A 16045-nucleotide genomic window follows, 5' to 3' on the forward strand; every position below is an offset into this window, starting at 1 on the left:
CCCCTACGAAGAACAGAACAGTCCAGAAGGACCAGGGAGAAACGACCGTGACCCATTCACTTGATCACCTGCCCAGCGCAAAAGAGGTCGGCACCTACGACCCAGCGACGTTGGCGCATAATTTCAGCGATCTGCACCCGCCGCTGACGCCGCGCCAGGCCATCATCGAAAGCCAGCGCTGTCTCTACTGCTTTGACGCGCCCTGCGTCGAGGCCTGCCCGTCGGATATTGATATACCGAGCTTCATCCGCCAACTCAGTGAAAACAACATTAATGGCGCAGCGGAAACCATTCTGGAAGCCAATATCCTTGGCGGCAGCTGCGCCCGCGTATGCCCCACCGAAATCCTCTGCGAGCGTAGCTGCGTGCGTAACCATGACGCGGAATGCCAGCCGGTGCTGATTGGCCTGCTCCAGCGCCACGCCACCGATCATATGCAGTTTGAGAGCCACCCGTTTAAGCGCGCCGCCAGCACTGGCCGACACATCGCCGTGGTGGGTGCCGGGCCTGCGGGACTCTCCTGCGCCCATCGCCTGGCGATGTTGGGCCATCAGGTGACGATTTTTGAGGCTGAGCAAAAACCCGGCGGGCTCAACGAGTACGGCATCGCCCGCTACAAAATGACCGATGACTTTGCCCGTAAAGAAATCGAGTTCTTGCTGGAGATTGGCGGCATCGACCTTCAGTACGGCCAGCGCCTGGGCGACAACCTTACCCTCGACACCCTGCGCCAGCAGTACGACAGCGTATTCCTGGGTTTGGGGCTAGGGGCCAGCCGTACGCTGGGACTAACCGGCGAGGATGCACCGGGCCTGATGCCTGCGGTGGACTACATTAAAACCCTGCGCCAGACCGATGACCTGGGCAGCTTGGCCGTGGCCAAGCGCTGCATCGTGATTGGCGCGGGTAACACCGCGATCGATATGGCCACGCAAATGGCGCGGCTGGGCGCGGCTGAGGTCACGCTGGTGTATCGCCGTGGCACTGAGGCGATGTCGGCCACCGACCATGAACAGGAGATCGCCAAAGCCAACGGCGTACGCATGATCACCTGGGCGCAGCCCGACGAGATTCTGCTGAATGAGCAAGGGCAGGTGGCAGGCATGCGCTTTGCCAAGACTCAGGAGCAGGCGGGCCAATTAACGGCCACCGGAGACACCTTCGAAATTGCTGGGAATGCCATCTTCAAGGCCATCGGACAGGGCTTCGCTGGCGAAAGCCTGCGCGACGCCACTGCCGCGGAGCTTGCCCGCGACGGCGAGCGCATTCACGTCAATGAGATGCTCCAAACCTCACTGCCCAACGTTTACGCCGGAGGCGACTGTGTGAAACCCGGCCAGGATCTCACCGTACAAGCCGTGCAGCACGGCAAGCTGGCGGCTCACGCCATCCATCAAGCGCTCGCCGCCCAACAGGAGGCCGCATGAACACCACGCCTTTCAACACCCTCTCTTTTCCAGGCAAGAAAAACAGCGGCGACAGCGTGGTGAACGGCGTTGATCTGTCGGTAAATTTTGCCGGTATCAAAGCCCCGAACCCGTTCTGGCTGGCCTCTGCCCCGCCCACCGACAAAGCCTACAACGTCGTGCGCGCCTATGAAGCGGGCTGGGGCGGCGTGGTGTGGAAAACCCTTGGAGAAGAGCCTGCGGCAGTCAACGTCTCCTCCCGCTACTCCGCTCACTACGGCAAAAACCGTGAGGTCATCGGCTTTAACAATATCGAGCTGATTACCGACCGTTCTTTGGAGACCAACCTCAAAGAGATCACCCAGGTGAAGAAGGATTGGCCCGACCGGGCGCTAATCGTCTCCATCATGGTGCCCTGTAATGAAGAGGCCTGGGCCTACATTTTGCCGCTGGTAGAAGCCACCGGTGCAGATGGCATTGAGCTCAACCTGGGCTGCCCTCACGGCATGCCGGAACGCGGCATGGGCGCGGCGGTGGGCCAAAACCCCGACCTGATCGAGAAAGTCACCTACTGGTGTAAGAAGCACTACTCCAAGCCGGTGATCGTCAAACTCACCCCCAACATTACCGATATTCGCGTGGGTGCCCAGGCGGCGCTAAGTGGCGGCGCAGATGCGGTCTCGCTGATCAACACCATCAATTCCATCACCAGCATCGACCTGGACAACATGGTCGCCAAACCCACCGTCGGCCACCAGAGCACCCACGGCGGCTACTGCGGTAGCGCCGTGAAACCCATCGCCCTTAACATGGTGGCAGAAATTGCCCGTGACCCAGCCACACCCAAGCTACCTATTTCCGGCATCGGCGGTATTTCCACCTGGCGGGATGCGGCGGAATTTATCGCCCTGGGCGCAGGCAGCGTGCAGGTGTGCACCGCCGCCATGCTCAACGGCTTTAGGATTGTAGAGGAGATGAAAGACGGCCTCTCCCGCTGGATGGCGGAAAAAGGCTACGACTCAATAGAGGCGTTTTCCCGCAAGGCGGTGCCGCAAACCACCGACTGGAAGCATCTGGATATCAACTTCAAGACCATCGCCCATATCAACCAGGATTTGTGCATCGAGTGTGGCCGCTGCTATATCGCCTGCGAAGACACCTCTCACCAGTCGATTGCCAAGCTCACCGAGCAGGACGGCGCGCGGCGCTACAAGGTGATCGAAGACGAGTGCGTGGGCTGCAACCTGTGCCAAATCACTTGCCCGGTGGAAAACTGCATTACGATGGTGCCGCAAGAAACCGGCAAACCCTTCCTCGCCTGGGATAACGACCCGCGTAATCCCTTCCGCGTCGCTTCATAACCATCCAGGATGATCACTCTAACGACCGCCTCCTTTATAGGAAGCGGTCGCATTTCCACTTTCAAAACGTACGCGTAGGGAAGCAGCATGCTCTCGGACTAGTTCCAGCATGGCGGTCGCTGCTGCAGAAGGTGAGCCACGCGAGGGAGTAATAATGCCTAATGACCGCGGAACGTGTGGGGCCGTTAAAGGCCGCCAGCCTATGCCCTCCGCGGAAATCTGGCGAAAGCTGAGTGAAGGGAGCGCAGCCACCCCTAAACCTGCGGCCACCATCCGTCCGGCGGTGCCAATTTGGCTGACTTCACACATCAAATCCATTTCAAGGCTCAGCTCTTTTAAGACGCTCTCTATCGCAGCACGCGTGCTCGACAAGCGGCTCACGCCGATAATGGGGTAGCGCAGTAGCGCCTCCCAAGGCACGGTGTCCATCGCTAATAAGGGGTGCCCATCCGGACATACCGCGACAAAGTAGTCTTCTACGAGCGGCTCAAAATGAGTTGCTTCTGCGCGCAGCGGCTGTACCGATAGTCCGATATCTGCCCGATGATCGCTAACAAGATCATCTACCTGGGAGGCTAATACATCGTGAACGCTGATGGCGATATTGGGAAATCGACGCCGATAGTCGGCGAGCACGGTTGGCAAAAATCCCGCCGCTAATGTCGGCAGCGCGGCGAGCGTTATTTTGCCTCTCTGTTTATTGAACAGCTCTCCCAGATCGCCCAGCGCCTCATCCCAATCGCCAATCAGCCGTCTAGCCGTGGGCAGAAAGAACTTTCCTTCCGGAGTGAGCTGTACGCCTCGCGGCGAGCGATTAAACAGGACACCGCCAACACACTCCTCCAATTTTCGAATAGCAATACTCAAGGCTGGCTGCGACATGTGCAGGCGCTCGGACGCCTCAACGAAGCTGCCGAACTCGGCAATCGCCACAAAGGCTTTTAGTTGTCGGATTGAAGGCTGCATAAATAAAGTAAAAGTCTCGTTCGTATAATTATATTAGACAAATACTAGCAGGCTCTCTCATTCTTAATAAGTCAAATGACACGCATCTTCTGGAACCAACAACCCACAATACCCAGAGAGAGCAATTGCTATGTACTCACTAAAAACGCCGCTCTTAACCGCCATTCTCAGCGCTGGCTTAATCGCAGGCACGGCTGCTCAAGCAGAAGAGCAGCTGTTAATTGGCTCAACCTCTACATCGTCTAGCCAATACGGCTATTTCGTCGCCGTTGGGCAAATTATTAATCAGCATGTGGACGGTGTGCGCACCTCGGTCGTAGAAACCGGTGCCACAGTGGACAACTTGCGCCGCATTTTAAGAAACCAGGTCGACATGGGCCTCGTCACCACGAACGTGGGCTATCACGCCTATGCGGGTGAGGGAGAGTTTGAAAGCCGCCCCGTCGATAACCGCCTGCTTTGGGTCTATTCCCAAGCACCACAAAATGTCGTGATGCGCGAAGACTCTGGCGTGACCAGCATGGCGGAATTGGACGGTGCCCGCCTCAATCCTGGCATCACCGGCTCGGCCACCGAAGCAACGACGATTGCCGTCATGGAGACGCTGGGCCTAACCCCTGAGTATGTGCGCGGCTCTACCACGGACGTGGTTGCCGGTGTAAAAGACAATCGCATGGCGGGGTACGTCAAATCTGGCGTAGGTGAAAAGCTGGATGGTTCCTCCATGGATATTGCAACGTTTACGCCGATCCAAGTGCTGTCGCTTAGCGATGAACAGGCTGAAACGCTGAATGAACAGATGCCTGATATTTCCGTGGTCAATATCCCCGAGGGAGCGGCGGATGGCATGCCCGCCTACACGACCTGGAGCTTTGGCTTAGCGATGCACGCAAGCCCCGAACTTGATGAAGAAACGGCTTACCAAATTGTTAAAGCCGTGATGGAAAATCCCGAACCGCAGGTCAGTGCGCTCGCTAATCTCGCCGATGTTGATATCGCCGAACTCACCCTTAGCAGCGGAACAGTGCCTTTTCACCCTGGTGCCGCACGCTATTTTGAAGAGCAGGGATACGATATTCCTGACCGTCTGATGCCATCAGAATAAGGGAAGGAGCTCGGTTCCATGCGCAATAAACTGCTCATGCTGGTCGCCCTGTTTTTGGGCGGCTTCATCTTCTACACCTCAGCGGCCGGGCCTTTTGAAAGCTTGGTTCATCGCAGTCTGTTTCTTGCGCTGGTGATCGGGCTGGGGTTACTCACCTATCCCTTGGGCGCTGGTAAAACATGGCGCCCAGTAGGGGTGGTGATTGATTGTTTATTAGCCCTGGGGGCAATTACCGCCTGCCTGTTTATTACCTTCAACGCCAATAGCATTCTGACCACGCTACCCTGGGCCACCCCCCAGGATATGGCGCTCACGGCCATTTTAGTGGTGTCTATTTTGGAAGTGGCCCGACGGGCTATTGGATGGGTATTCCCGCTACTAGTCACCATCGGTATCGCCTATGCCCTGCTGGGTGACCGACTGTCAGGCCCGCTCAGCCATCGAGGTTTTGATGCTAGTTTCGTGACAGAGACGCTGTTTCTCGGGGATTTAGGCGTATGGGGAATGCTACTCGGCGTAGCTGCCACTACCATTGCCGCGTTTGTACTCTTTGGCAGTCTCTTGCTCCACACAGGTGGCGGCCAGACCTTTATTGATCTTTCAATGCGCATCGGTGGGCGAAGCCAAGGGGGCGCCGCCAAAATCGCGACCGTGGCTTCCAGCCTATTTGCGATGGTGAGCGGAAGCGCGGTGGCTAACGTAGCCACCACGGGCAACTTCACCATTCCTATGATGAAACGGCTCAAATACCCACCGGCCTTTGCTGGCGGCGTTGAAGCGGTTGCATCTACCGGGGGCCAGATCGCGCCGCCGATTTTAGGCGCTGCAGCGTTTATCATGGCTGAGATACTCGGTGTCAGCTACGTCACCATTGCCTTAGCCGCCGTGTTACCCGCGTTCCTTTTCTATGTAGCGGTCTTTTTTACGCTGCACTTGGTCGCTGTGCGCAAAGCCTTACCGCTGGTCCCAGAGAGCGAGCTTCCCGCTTGGCCAGATGTGCTCCAATTTAAGCGGCTGACCCCGATTGTTGCCGCATTGGGTGGCTTGTTTGGTGGCGTTCTCAATGGCTACTCCATCCAATTCGCAGCTTTCTTGGGCATTACTTTGCTGCTGGTCAGTTATCTCTTCTTTGCTTTATTGGACCGAACGCCGCCCCGCCAAATCGTACGTTCGCTACTAACGGGCCTGGAAGATGCTGGCAAGGGCATGGTCATCATTGGGGTGTTGCTCGCCGGGGCGCAGATTCTGGTGGCCATGCTCAACTTAACGGGGATTGGCGTCACGCTGTCGACGCTAGTGGTCAGTGTTGCTGGTGAGCAGGTGTTTCTAGTCGCGCTAATTGTCGCGGTCATCTGCTTGATTATGGGCATGGGCATTCCGACTACCGCGGCCTATGTGCTGGTCGCTGCCGTACTGGCTCCTGCGCTGACCCGCATCGGTATCGAACCCTTGGTCGCCCATCTGTTCGTCTTCTATTTTGCGACCATCTCGGTCATCACTCCGCCTGTGTGCATTGCGGTGTTTGTTGCTGCGGGGATCGCTAAGGCGGGCTGGTTACAAGTCGCGGGGCACGCTATCCGCTTGGGAGCCACCACCTACATTATTCCCTTCTTGATTCTGGCGTACCCCGCGCTTATCGGTTTAGGCGATGCCTGGGACATTACCTTAGCCGCCGCACGTGCCATGGCCTTTGTTTTGGCTTTCGCGGGCATATTGGGGGGCGCTCGCCTTTTCGGCAACCGATGGCTGGATAGTGCGCTGCTGGCAACCACAGGGCTATTGGCGCTGGTGCCGAATATCGCACTTGGGTTAGTCGGCATTGCGGGACTGACGGGGCTCTATCTATGGGCCTGGCAATCCTCTCGGCGTGTTGCACTGCAAGGAGCGGAGCTATGAGTCATCAAGGAGTGAACATGACGAATATTGCGATGATTGGCTGTGGCACTATCGGCATTAGTTGGACCGCCTACTTTCTTTCTCGCGGTTTACATGTCACGGCTTTCGACCCGGATGCCAACGCCCGCGCCCAATTTACCCAGCGCGTGGCTGAAGATATGCGTGCCCTTGGTGCCGAGGCCCGCACGCCAGTGGTCGCGCAAACGCTGGCAGAGGCCTTAGAAGGCGCAGAGCTGGTCGTCGAAAATGCGCCTGAATCCGTCTCGCTCAAGCAACAGCTCTTAGCAGATATTCAACAGGCAGCGCCTTCACAAGCGTTGGTGGTGAGCAGCACCTCTTCTTTAAAGCACTCTGATATCACTAAGGGGGCACCTGCGCCTGAGCGCATTATTATCGCGCACCCCTTCAATCCGCCCCACCTAGTCCCTCTGGTCGAACTCTACGGGCCAGACACTGAGCTGGTGCAGCGATTGGTCGATTTTTATCGGCGTATCGGTAAGCAGCCGGTGATGCTACGTAAAGAGATGATTGGCCATATTGCGAATCGGCTCTCTTCGGCATTGTGGCGGGAAGCGCTTTATCTATTACAGGAAGGCGTGGCCAGCGTGGAAGACATCGACCTAGCGGTAACGGCAGGCCCAGGGCTGCGGTGGGCCATTCAAGGGCCATTTCTGACTTATCATCTGGGCGGCGGCCAAGGGGGTATTCGCCACTACTTGGAACACCTCGGCCCTAGTCAGGAGTATCGCTGGGCTAGCTTAGGCCAACCGACCATGAACGATGAACTGTATGCGCAAGTGATCCATGAGGTTGAATCTGCGACGCAAGGCCAATCACTGCCTGACCTTTTTTCTGAACGAGATCGGCAGTTGACGGCTATTCAGCAAGCGCTGGCAATTAACGTAAAACAGGAGGAGACCCTATGAGCCTCTCACCTTGTTTGCTAATGGTAGCCCCTAATGGGGCTCGGCGCGTCTACCACGACCATCCCGCCATTCCTCTCACCCCTGAGGAACTTGCAAGAGATGCACAAGAGTGTCTGGCAGCGGGCGCCTCCGCCATGCATGTGCATGTACGTGAAGCCGACGGGCGTCATTTACTCGATGCTGGTGCCTACCGCGATGCCATTAGCGCCATTAAGGAAACCGTAGGAGATCAATTACTTCTTCAAGTCACCAGCGAAGCAGGAGGGCGGTATTCCCCCTCAGAACAACGTGATGTGATGCAGGCATTGCAGCCAGGCTACGTGTCTATCGCGGTGCGTGAATGGTTCGGTGATGCTCATGAGGTTCAAGCCAGTGGCGAGCTGTGCCGTTACCTGGCCAGCCGCGGAACACACATTCAATACATCGTTTATTCGCCTGAAGACCTCATTCACTTCAATCATTTAAGAGAGCAAGGTGCTGTGCCTAATGGTCCGGCTTTCTTACTCTTCGTACTTGGGCGCTACGTTGACCCGCCCATTGCCGACCCAAGCCGTCTACCCGGCTTTTTACAAGCATTAATGGCTGGTGACCATTGGGCAGTCTGTGCGTTTGGGCCAACCGAAGGTGATTGTTTAGCGCTGGCGGCCCAGCAAGGTGGTCATACCCGAGTCGGCTTTGAAAATAATCTATGGCGATCGGATGGCCAACTCGCCACCAACAATGCCGAGCTAGTCGCCGCGACTAAAGCTCGTATCGAAGCGACTGGACGCCGGGTGATGAATGCCTCCGAGGCACGCCGTTTTCTCGCCCTGACTACCGCTGCTAATACGGGGGTGACCTTATGACGGTCGTGGTAGGTTGTGGCGCGGGCTTCTCTGGTGATCGCACCGATGCGGCTAGGCCGCTGGTCGATGCCCTCATGTCTTATGATGCTCCTCGTGCGCTGATGTTTGAAACACTCGGGGAACGCACGCTGGCGGCTGCCCAGTTACGCCGGATCAAAGACCCGGACAGCGGTGATGAGCCGCTGCTGGAAGAGTTTTTATCGCCCGTTCTGAGTGATTGCCTGGCTAACCATATTACGATTTTGGGTAACTTTGGCGCGGCGAATCCAACTGCCGCATGCCGTCGTATTCAGCAGTTGGCTCAGCGCTTAGGCCACTCTCAAGCGTGCTTGGCCACTATTCATGGCGATGATGTTAGAGACCGCCTGCATGCCCTCGACTGGCAGGCTTGGGAGGGCGAAAAGCGGTCTATTTCCGCACTAGAGCAAGTGGTCGCCGCCAATGTCTATCTGGGTGCCGATGCCTTAATCGAGGCCATGGCCCAAGGGGCTCAAGTCGTGATTACAGGGCGAGTGGCCGACCCCTCACTCGCGCTTGCCCCACTCTGTTATTACCACAGCTGGGCAGGCGATGATTGGGACAAACTAGCCGCCGGGGCCTTAGCAGGCCATTTGATTGAGTGTGGCACGCAAGTGACCGGCGGTTACTTTGCTGATCCGGGAGTTAAAGAGGTCCCTGGCATGGCCTCCCTAGGCTATCCCCTGGTGGAGGTTGAGCGTAACGGGCGGCTGGTAGTGACCAAACCACCGGGTACGGGCGGTTTAGTCACCGAGCAAACGGTCAAAGAGCAGTTGCTGTATGAAATACATAACCCCAGTGCTTATATCACTCCCGATGTCGTCATTGATCTTGAGCACGTCCGGGTCAGGCAGCTTGCTAAAGATCGTGTTGAAGTCACCGGTGTACGCGGCAAGCCAGCGCCTGATCGTTTAAAAACCACTGTGAGTTTTCTAGATGGTTACCAAGGCGAAGCCGAGATTTCCTATGCGGGCCCTAATGCCTTCGCTAGAGCAAACCTGGCCAGAGAAACCCTGCGCCAACGGCTGGCATTACGCTGCCCCGCCAATCTGCGTGCACGCTTTGACTTAATTGGCATTTCCAGCGTTTTCGATGGCGACTCACAGCTCACCGCTCAAACTTTGCAGGACGCCGCCAACGATATTCGCCTTCGTCTTGCCGTAGAGCATGCAGACAAAAGCGTGGTTGAGCTGGCAACACAGGAGTTATTGGCGCTCTATTGCTGTGGGCCAGCGGGAGGTGGCGGCGTACGACGCCACCATACACAACGCTTAAAAACAGCCTCGTATTTGGTACCCAGGCAACAAGTGGCCCCCACCGTTACACTGCATGGAGAAGAGGGGAATGAGTGAACTATTGCACCGCTATGCCCATGCCCGGGCCGGCGATAAAGGCGACCGACTCAGCCTAGGGGTATTTGTGTATCAGGAGGATCACTACGCTTGGCTGGTTGAGCAACTTTCAGAGCCAAACGTTGCAGCGCTATTTGAGCATCGGGGTGTGAGTCACGTCACCCGCTATTTATTGCCTCATCTAAAAGGGGTGAACTTAGTGCTTGATGACGCGCTACAAGGTGGCGTCAATGGCGCTCTAAACTTGGATGGGCATGGTAAAACGCTATCGGCCTTATTGTTATCTATGCAGGTGACTCCTCCTACTTAAATACGCCAAGCCGCCCTTTGAACGGCTCCCATCAACGTGGGCGGCTTGGCGTCGTGTTCATAGCGCTACGGGTTCATAAAATGCTGCGCTAGCGTCTCGCTAATAGGCACGTTAAGAGTGATGCCCTTACCGGGTAGCGGCTGCAGAAACCACCTGTCATACAACGCCAATATGTCTCCCCGCTGATAAATCTCGCGCAGCGCCTGGTTGACCTGCTCCACGAACGCTTGGTCCCCTTGGCGCATCAGTAAGCCCAGCGGCTCTTCAGCGGTAACCGCCTCTTCTGAAAGCGAATAGGCTGAGGGATCTTCCGATTCAGCGATCATCGTGCTGAGCAGGATATCGTCCATGGCAAAGGCGGCGACACGACCTTCCGTTACTAGATCAAAGGCTTCTTGCAGCGTTTCCACCGGCACGACAGAAAGGTTGAGCTGCTGTTCGCGGTTGGCTTGGTTAATTTGTCCTACATTGACGGTTCCCCGGGCCACACTCACGCTCCTCCCGGCGAGGTCCTGCAGAGTGAAAAACTGGTTCTCTTTAAGTGCCACAAAGCGTACAGAGACAAAAAAGTGGCTAAGCGAAAAATCAGCGCTGCGCCTTCGCTCCGCATTATTGGTGCTGGCGTTGCACTCAATATCGATTTCGCCGCTGTTTAACAGCTGAACCCGATTACCGGGGGTGCGGAAAACGTACTCAATATCGAGCTTGGGCAGGTTAAGCTGCTGCTGTAACTGCGCCGCCACCCGCTGGCATAACTCAATGGAGTAGCCCAGCACATTGCCCTCTTCATCTTGGTAAGAAAAGGGAGCGGTATCGCCATAACCCACGCGAAGTGTGCCGGTTTCACTCAGCCGCTGTAGCGTATCGATCTCTGATGCCGCTGCCGAGGAGATCGCCCAAACAGCCATTAACAGCCCCACCCACCACCGCGCGTGCACTCGTTGCATATCTTACCTCCTTAGTCAGCGTAATCATCTGGGCGCTCAAATATGGCGGCCAGCTCTGAGCTTAACGGCAAGCCAATCACTCGGTTTACTGGCGGTATGGGCTGTAAAAACCATTTATCGTACAGCGCCTGAATAGCGCCGCTTTGATAGCGCTCATACAGCGCTTCGTTAACCACCTCAGCAAATACCGCATCCTCCAGTGACATCATCAAGCCATAGGGCTTAGGCTCACTAATCGCCTCTTGAGAGATATGGAAACGCTGAGGCGAGTCCGCCGCAGACACGAGGCTGGCGAGTAAAATATCGTCCATCACGAACGCCGCCGCTTGTTCGTTGGCGACCATAGAGAACGCTTCCTCATGGCTGCGGCTTAACATCACCGCGATATTCAGCCCTTGGGTACGATTGAGCTCATTTAACTGCTCAACGTTAATCGTGCCCGTTGTCGAGACAACGCTGCGGCCAGCCAAGTCCGCGATCGTGTGCATGTCATTTTCTGCCAGTGCGACATAGCGCGTGGCGGTGAGAAAATGAGGATAGGAAAACGCGGCCTGCTGGCGGCGTTCAGAAGTGCTGGTGGTGACGCCACACTCTAAGTCAATCTCACCATTACGCAGCAGAATAAAACGATTCACCGGAGTCACCGGCACAAAGTGAACATCGAGAGGAGGGCCACCGAGCTGCTCACTAATGCTCTCTACCACCGCCATGCATAAATCAATGGAATACCCGACGGGCTTCCCATCTACCAAGTAAGAAAAAGGCACTTCATTGTCGCGATGACCAATCGCAATGGCCTGGTTGTTAGCAATACGTTTAAGCGTTGGGGAGGCATCCGTCGCGATAGGTTCAGCGTTGGCGTGCAAGCTGATTAAAGCAGCTGCTAGCCAGGGCATTGCCTTAGGTATCATGATGTTTCGCTCCCATGGTCATCTCCGGGCTAAACACCGCGTAGCGCCCCCGCCCCATCTCCTTAGCGGTATAAAGCGCCACATCGGCACTGCGTAACAGCGTATGGCTGCTGGTGCCATCTCGGGGAGCTAGCGCGATACCCACGCTCACGCCAATGCGCACCTCGTGGCCATCAATAGCGAAGGGTTCTTGCAGCACCTCTACCAACCGGCGGGCCAGCTGGTTGGCTTCGGACAAGGCATCGCGGTTGGCATGCTGGATGATCGAGAATTCGTCTCCTCCTAACCGTGCGACTAGGTCACTCTCCTCCAGCAACCCTTGTACCCGTTGGCTGGCTTCTACCAGCAACGCATCGCCCGCCGCATGGCCGAGGGTATCGTTCACCGTTTTAAAGCGGTCCAGATCAAAAATCATCACATTAAACGGAGTGCCATCAGGCACTTGCATGACGGCTTCTTGTAGCGCGTCGTTGAACTGCACCCGGTTCGGTAATTTGGTTAAGGCATCGTGATGTGCTAAATGCTGATAGCGCAGCGCTTGCTCTTTCACTTCCAACAGATGCTCACGCTCTGCTACTTTTTTACGCAGCGCTTCAATGGCCTGTGCCATACAGCCAATCTCATCGCTGCGCTGAGTATAGGGCGTGGCATGCTCGGTTTGATTATGGGCAATATGCGTCAGAGCACGTATTAAGCGAGGAACAGGCTTAAACAGCCGCTTCATCAGCATGCTAACCAGCAAAGCAGTAGCTAACAGCACCAAAACTAACGATGCCACTACTTTCAGTATCAGGTCACGGTGCACCTGATAAAGCTCACTTTTTAAACCAATACTTGAGACAACAATCCCGTGTAAATTGCCTTGGGGCGTTATAATCGGCAGAGAGCTAACGAAGTGCTCCTCTTTACCAATACGCGCAAACCCCACATAAAACTCGTTTGCTGACAGGCTTTTGGGCAATTCAGAGATATCTAGAAAGACGATATCCCCAACGGCGCTGTTAAAGGCATCTGCCACCGGAGTCAACGTGCCGCTAGAACTTTGTGCAAAGAGCCAGACGTTATGTCGGGTCTGGGCGCTAGCCAGTGCCAGCACATCGATAGGGCTGAAACCGGTGCTGAGCACGGAGTCTTCATCGCCAATGGGTCGTGCGGAAACCAGTTGGTTCACCTGGCCAGTGGAATCGGTACGTACAGCAACTGAGGTATAAATACGGCGGATGGTAGCACTGACAATCTGTGCATTGACCTGTGCTTCTCGCCCCCACTGATCCCGGGCGCTGCGCTCGACCATCGTAAAGCCCAGCATAGCCCCAATGAGATAGGCAAAAATAACGCCCAGCAGCATAAAGATGGCGACTTTGCCCACCACCGTGCGGTGCCACGGGAGCTTTACCTTTGAAACAGGCGCATTATCAGCACTTACCTCTTGCATGCAGTACGTGTCCTTTAATCTGCATTATGGCCATCCGCACAGATGCTATAAGCGACCAAAATCTTGGAGTAACGGTATCGACCTCTCAGCAATAGCTGTAGGCTCATGATTAATTAACAAACTATCACTAAATGAAACATTCATAAGTACACCATTTAAACGCTACGCCTCTGAATTGAACGGCTTATTTGGCATGCCTTTTGCTGAAACTTAATGGTTTTAATCTTCAGTGCGAAAAGGAGTACTCCTATGCAAGTGATTAACGCACGCCTGCGCCAACGCCCTGAGCTTTACCGAATCGAGATAAGTAACGGTCTATTCACGGATATCACGGCACAAGATGCGCCACAAACGGCAACCGCTGAACAACTTGATGCCGGCGGAAAGCTCATCTGTGCGCCGTTTATCGAGCCTCATATCCACTTGGATGCCGCCCTAACGGCGGGTGAGCCAAGCTGGAACCAAAGCGGCACGCTGTTTGAAGGGATTGAGCGCTGGGGCGAGCGCAAACCGCTACTTAACGAGGCCGACATTCGCGAACGCGTGTTAAAAACCTTAAACCTACTCATCGGTAACGGCGTTCAGTTTGTGCGCACCCACGCCGATACCAGCGACCCAAGCCTTGTGGGGCTAAAAACACTCTGCGCCTTGCGTGATGAGCTGAAGGATAAAATCGACATTCAGGTGGTGGCTTTCCCTCAGGACGGCCTGCTCTCTTATCCCGGTGGCGACAAACTGATGGAAGAGGCGCTGGAGATCGGCGCTGACGTGGTGGGTGGTATTCCCCACTTTGAATACACCCGCGAGCTAGGCGTGGCCTCCATGAAGCGGGTGATTGAGCTGGCGATGAAGTATGACCGCTTGGTGGATGTGCACTGCGATGAGATCGACGATCCCAACTCGCGCTTTCTTGAAGTACTGGCCTGCGAGGCTCTGTTCAATGAGTTAGGCAGCCGTGTGACCGCCAGCCACACTACCGCGATGCACTCTTACGACAACGCCTACTGCTCTAAGCTCTTTCTGTTGCTCAAGCGCTCGGGCATCAACTTTATTTCCTGCCCAACGGAGAGTATTCACCTCCAAGGGCGCTTTGATACCTACCCAAAACGGCGGGGTGTCACCCGCGTGAAAGAGCTTAACGAAGCAGGAATCAACGTCTGCTTTGCAGAAGATTCCATCTTCGACCCCTGGTACTCGTTAGGTAACGGCAAGCTGCTACGCACGCTCGATTTTGGCCTGCATATCTGCCAAATGATGGGCTACCAGGATTTTAGCAGCGCGCTTTCGCTGATTACCGATAACAGTGCCCGCACTATGAATATCGAATCGCGCTACGGCATAGAAGTGGGCAAACCGGCCAGCTTCAATCTACTAGAGGGCGAAGATGACTACAGCGTGCTGCGCAACCAGGGTGATGTACTACTTTCCGTGCGGCACGGTGAGATCATCATGCAGCGGGAGCCATCACGTATCGTCACACCGCCATGGATTGGCTAACCCCACGCTGGCAAGTTAGATTAGCGATTCCACTTGTCCAAGGAGCACACCATGAGCATCGAGACCGTTCGCCAGTTTTTTGCCGAGCACGCGCCAGAGGTGGCCATTGAAGAGCTGGAAACAAGCACGGCGACCGTACAGCTCGCCGCCGAGGCTCACGGTGTCGCCCCTGGGCAGATTGCTAAAACATTGGCGTTTAAAGTAGGCGAGAAACCACTGCTGATTGTGGCCAGTGGCGATGCACGGATCGATAATCGCAAGATCCGCGATACGTTTGGTGGCAAAGCCAAAATGCTCGATGCTGACACAGTGATGGAACTGACCAGCCATCCGGTGGGCGGAGTATGCCCGTTTGGGCTGGCAACGGATCTCCCCGTCTATTGCGACGAATCCCTACACGCGTTCGATGAAGTGCTCCCCGCTGCGGGCTCACCGAACAGCGCGGTGCGTTTAAGCCCCAAGCAATTGGCCGAGCTGGCCGGTGCTCAGTGGGTGGACGTGTGTAAGTTGCCAGAGAGCACCAGCTAAGCGACGGTGTAGTGCTTTACTTCACATCGAGTAAATAGCCATAAAACGCCGTATTGCGCTGCCAGCCCAGCGATTCGTACAAACGCTGGGCGCGCTCATTCTCTACCTGCGTCATCAATATCAAACGCGCGACGCCATGTTCACGGGCAAGCTGGGTAGCGGCTTCCATGAGCGCCCTACCTGTTCCTTTCTCTCGACACTCGGGTAGAACAAAAAGGTCGTTCAACGTCCAGCGCGCATTCAAGCCGACGGTGGAAACACCGGGGTAGAGCTGAACAAACCCTGTGAGTGCACCTTCTCTGTTTTCACTCACCAAAATGCGGGAATCCGCTTGCCCAAAGCGCTGGCGCAAAAAGTCACGCGCTGCTTGAATATCACTTGGCTGTTGATAAAACTGCCGATAACCGTCTAGTAGCTCGGTTAAAGCGTCGAGATCATGGATGGTGGCAGGGCGAACATGGGTCATACGTTACCTCCCTTGTGGGTGCACTAAATCACCGTGGCAATGGGTGACGCGGCACTCAGCGGATACGCCGCGTATT

At 55.7% G+C, this 16045-nt stretch carries 15 protein-coding genes; 10 read left to right on the plus strand and 5 right to left on the minus strand.

Annotated features, from left to right (window positions below; all coding sequences use genetic code 11):
- The first annotated feature begins 47 nt into the window (after positions 1 to 47).
- Both ACIGG6_RS12700 and preA read left to right on the plus strand, forming a co-directional pair.
- Positions 48 to 1427 (plus strand): NAD(P)-dependent oxidoreductase, encoded by a 1380-nt coding sequence (locus tag ACIGG6_RS12700; protein WP_399844838.1) that lies wholly within the window; start codon positions 48 to 50, stop codon positions 1425 to 1427.
- Positions 1424 to 2767, plus strand: a complete 1344-nt coding sequence (gene preA, locus ACIGG6_RS12705; RefSeq protein ID WP_399844839.1) for an NAD-dependent dihydropyrimidine dehydrogenase subunit PreA — start codon at positions 1424 to 1426, stop codon at positions 2765 to 2767. The genes ACIGG6_RS12700 and preA overlap by 4 nt, the downstream gene beginning before the upstream one ends.
- Positions 2768 to 2785: 18 nt before the next feature.
- Here the strand turns inward: preA and ACIGG6_RS12710 are convergent, their stop codons facing one another.
- Entirely contained in the window at positions 2786 to 3733 is a 948-nt protein-coding gene (locus tag ACIGG6_RS12710; protein ID WP_399844841.1) for a LysR family transcriptional regulator, read from the minus strand.
- 130 nt (positions 3734 to 3863) lie between these two features.
- Between ACIGG6_RS12710 and ACIGG6_RS12715 the strand changes: the two genes are divergently transcribed.
- Genes ACIGG6_RS12715 through ACIGG6_RS12740 form a run of 6 tightly spaced genes read left to right on the plus strand, consistent with a single transcriptional unit; the run spans position 3864 to position 10185 of the window.
- On the plus strand, positions 3864 to 4838 hold the full coding sequence (locus ACIGG6_RS12715) for a TAXI family TRAP transporter solute-binding subunit (protein ID WP_058578141.1): 975 nt from the start codon (positions 3864 to 3866) through the stop codon (positions 4836 to 4838).
- 18 nt (positions 4839 to 4856) lie between these two features.
- Positions 4857 to 6734, plus strand: coding sequence for a TRAP transporter permease (locus tag ACIGG6_RS12720; RefSeq protein ID WP_253504666.1), 1878 nt, complete (start codon positions 4857 to 4859; stop codon positions 6732 to 6734).
- Positions 6731 to 7660 carry a 3-hydroxyacyl-CoA dehydrogenase NAD-binding domain-containing protein gene (locus ACIGG6_RS12725; RefSeq protein ID WP_399844843.1) on the plus strand — a complete coding sequence of 310 codons (930 nt, stop codon included), beginning with the start codon at positions 6731 to 6733 and terminating at the stop codon, positions 7658 to 7660. Before ACIGG6_RS12720 ends, ACIGG6_RS12725 begins: the two co-directional genes overlap by 4 nt.
- Positions 7657 to 8505, plus strand: coding sequence for a 3-keto-5-aminohexanoate cleavage protein (locus ACIGG6_RS12730; RefSeq protein WP_399844845.1), 849 nt, complete (start codon positions 7657 to 7659; stop codon positions 8503 to 8505). Before ACIGG6_RS12725 ends, ACIGG6_RS12730 begins: the two co-directional genes overlap by 4 nt.
- Positions 8502 to 9875, plus strand: a complete 1374-nt coding sequence (locus tag ACIGG6_RS12735; RefSeq protein ID WP_399844847.1) for an acyclic terpene utilization AtuA family protein — start codon at positions 8502 to 8504, stop codon at positions 9873 to 9875. The genes ACIGG6_RS12730 and ACIGG6_RS12735 overlap by 4 nt, the downstream gene beginning before the upstream one ends.
- A complete protein-coding gene (locus ACIGG6_RS12740; protein ID WP_170968087.1) occupies positions 9868 to 10185 on the plus strand; it encodes an AtuA-related protein in 318 nt (105 codons plus the stop codon). The genes ACIGG6_RS12735 and ACIGG6_RS12740 overlap by 8 nt, the downstream gene beginning before the upstream one ends.
- A 65-nt stretch (positions 10186 to 10250) precedes the next feature.
- Here ACIGG6_RS12740 and ACIGG6_RS12745 read toward each other — a convergent pair whose 3' ends face one another.
- Genes ACIGG6_RS12745 through ACIGG6_RS12755 form a run of 3 tightly spaced genes read right to left on the minus strand, consistent with a single transcriptional unit; the run spans position 10251 to position 13478 of the window.
- The gene (locus ACIGG6_RS12745) at positions 10251 to 11132 is read right to left on the minus strand and encodes an amino acid ABC transporter substrate-binding protein (protein WP_399844849.1); all 882 of its coding nucleotides are present in this window, start codon (positions 11130 to 11132) and stop codon (positions 10251 to 10253) included.
- Positions 11133 to 11143: 11 nt separating this feature from the next.
- Positions 11144 to 12043 (minus strand): amino acid ABC transporter substrate-binding protein, encoded by a 900-nt coding sequence (locus ACIGG6_RS12750; RefSeq protein WP_399844851.1) that lies wholly within the window; start codon positions 12041 to 12043, stop codon positions 11144 to 11146.
- Entirely contained in the window at positions 12033 to 13478 is a 1446-nt protein-coding gene (locus tag ACIGG6_RS12755; RefSeq protein WP_399844853.1) for a diguanylate cyclase domain-containing protein, read from the minus strand. Before ACIGG6_RS12755 ends, ACIGG6_RS12750 begins: the two co-directional genes overlap by 11 nt.
- Positions 13479 to 13727: 249 nt before the next feature.
- On the opposite strand from ACIGG6_RS12755, the gene codA reads away from it, so the two are divergent.
- A complete protein-coding gene (gene codA, locus ACIGG6_RS12760; protein ID WP_399844854.1) occupies positions 13728 to 14975 on the plus strand; it encodes a cytosine deaminase in 1248 nt (415 codons plus the stop codon).
- Between the two features lie 51 nt (positions 14976 to 15026).
- A complete protein-coding gene (locus ACIGG6_RS12765) occupies positions 15027 to 15503 on the plus strand; it encodes a YbaK/EbsC family protein (protein WP_399844855.1) in 477 nt (158 codons plus the stop codon).
- Between the two features lie 16 nt (positions 15504 to 15519).
- Here the strand turns inward: ACIGG6_RS12765 and ACIGG6_RS12770 are convergent, their stop codons facing one another.
- A complete protein-coding gene (locus ACIGG6_RS12770) occupies positions 15520 to 15969 on the minus strand; it encodes a GNAT family N-acetyltransferase (RefSeq protein WP_399844857.1) in 450 nt (149 codons plus the stop codon).
- Positions 15970 to 16045: the final 76 nt, after the last annotated feature.

Origin of the sequence: Vreelandella lionensis, from assembly GCF_044543515.1 — a bacterium.
GTDB classification, from domain to species: Bacteria; Pseudomonadota; Gammaproteobacteria; order Pseudomonadales; family Halomonadaceae; genus Vreelandella; species Vreelandella lionensis.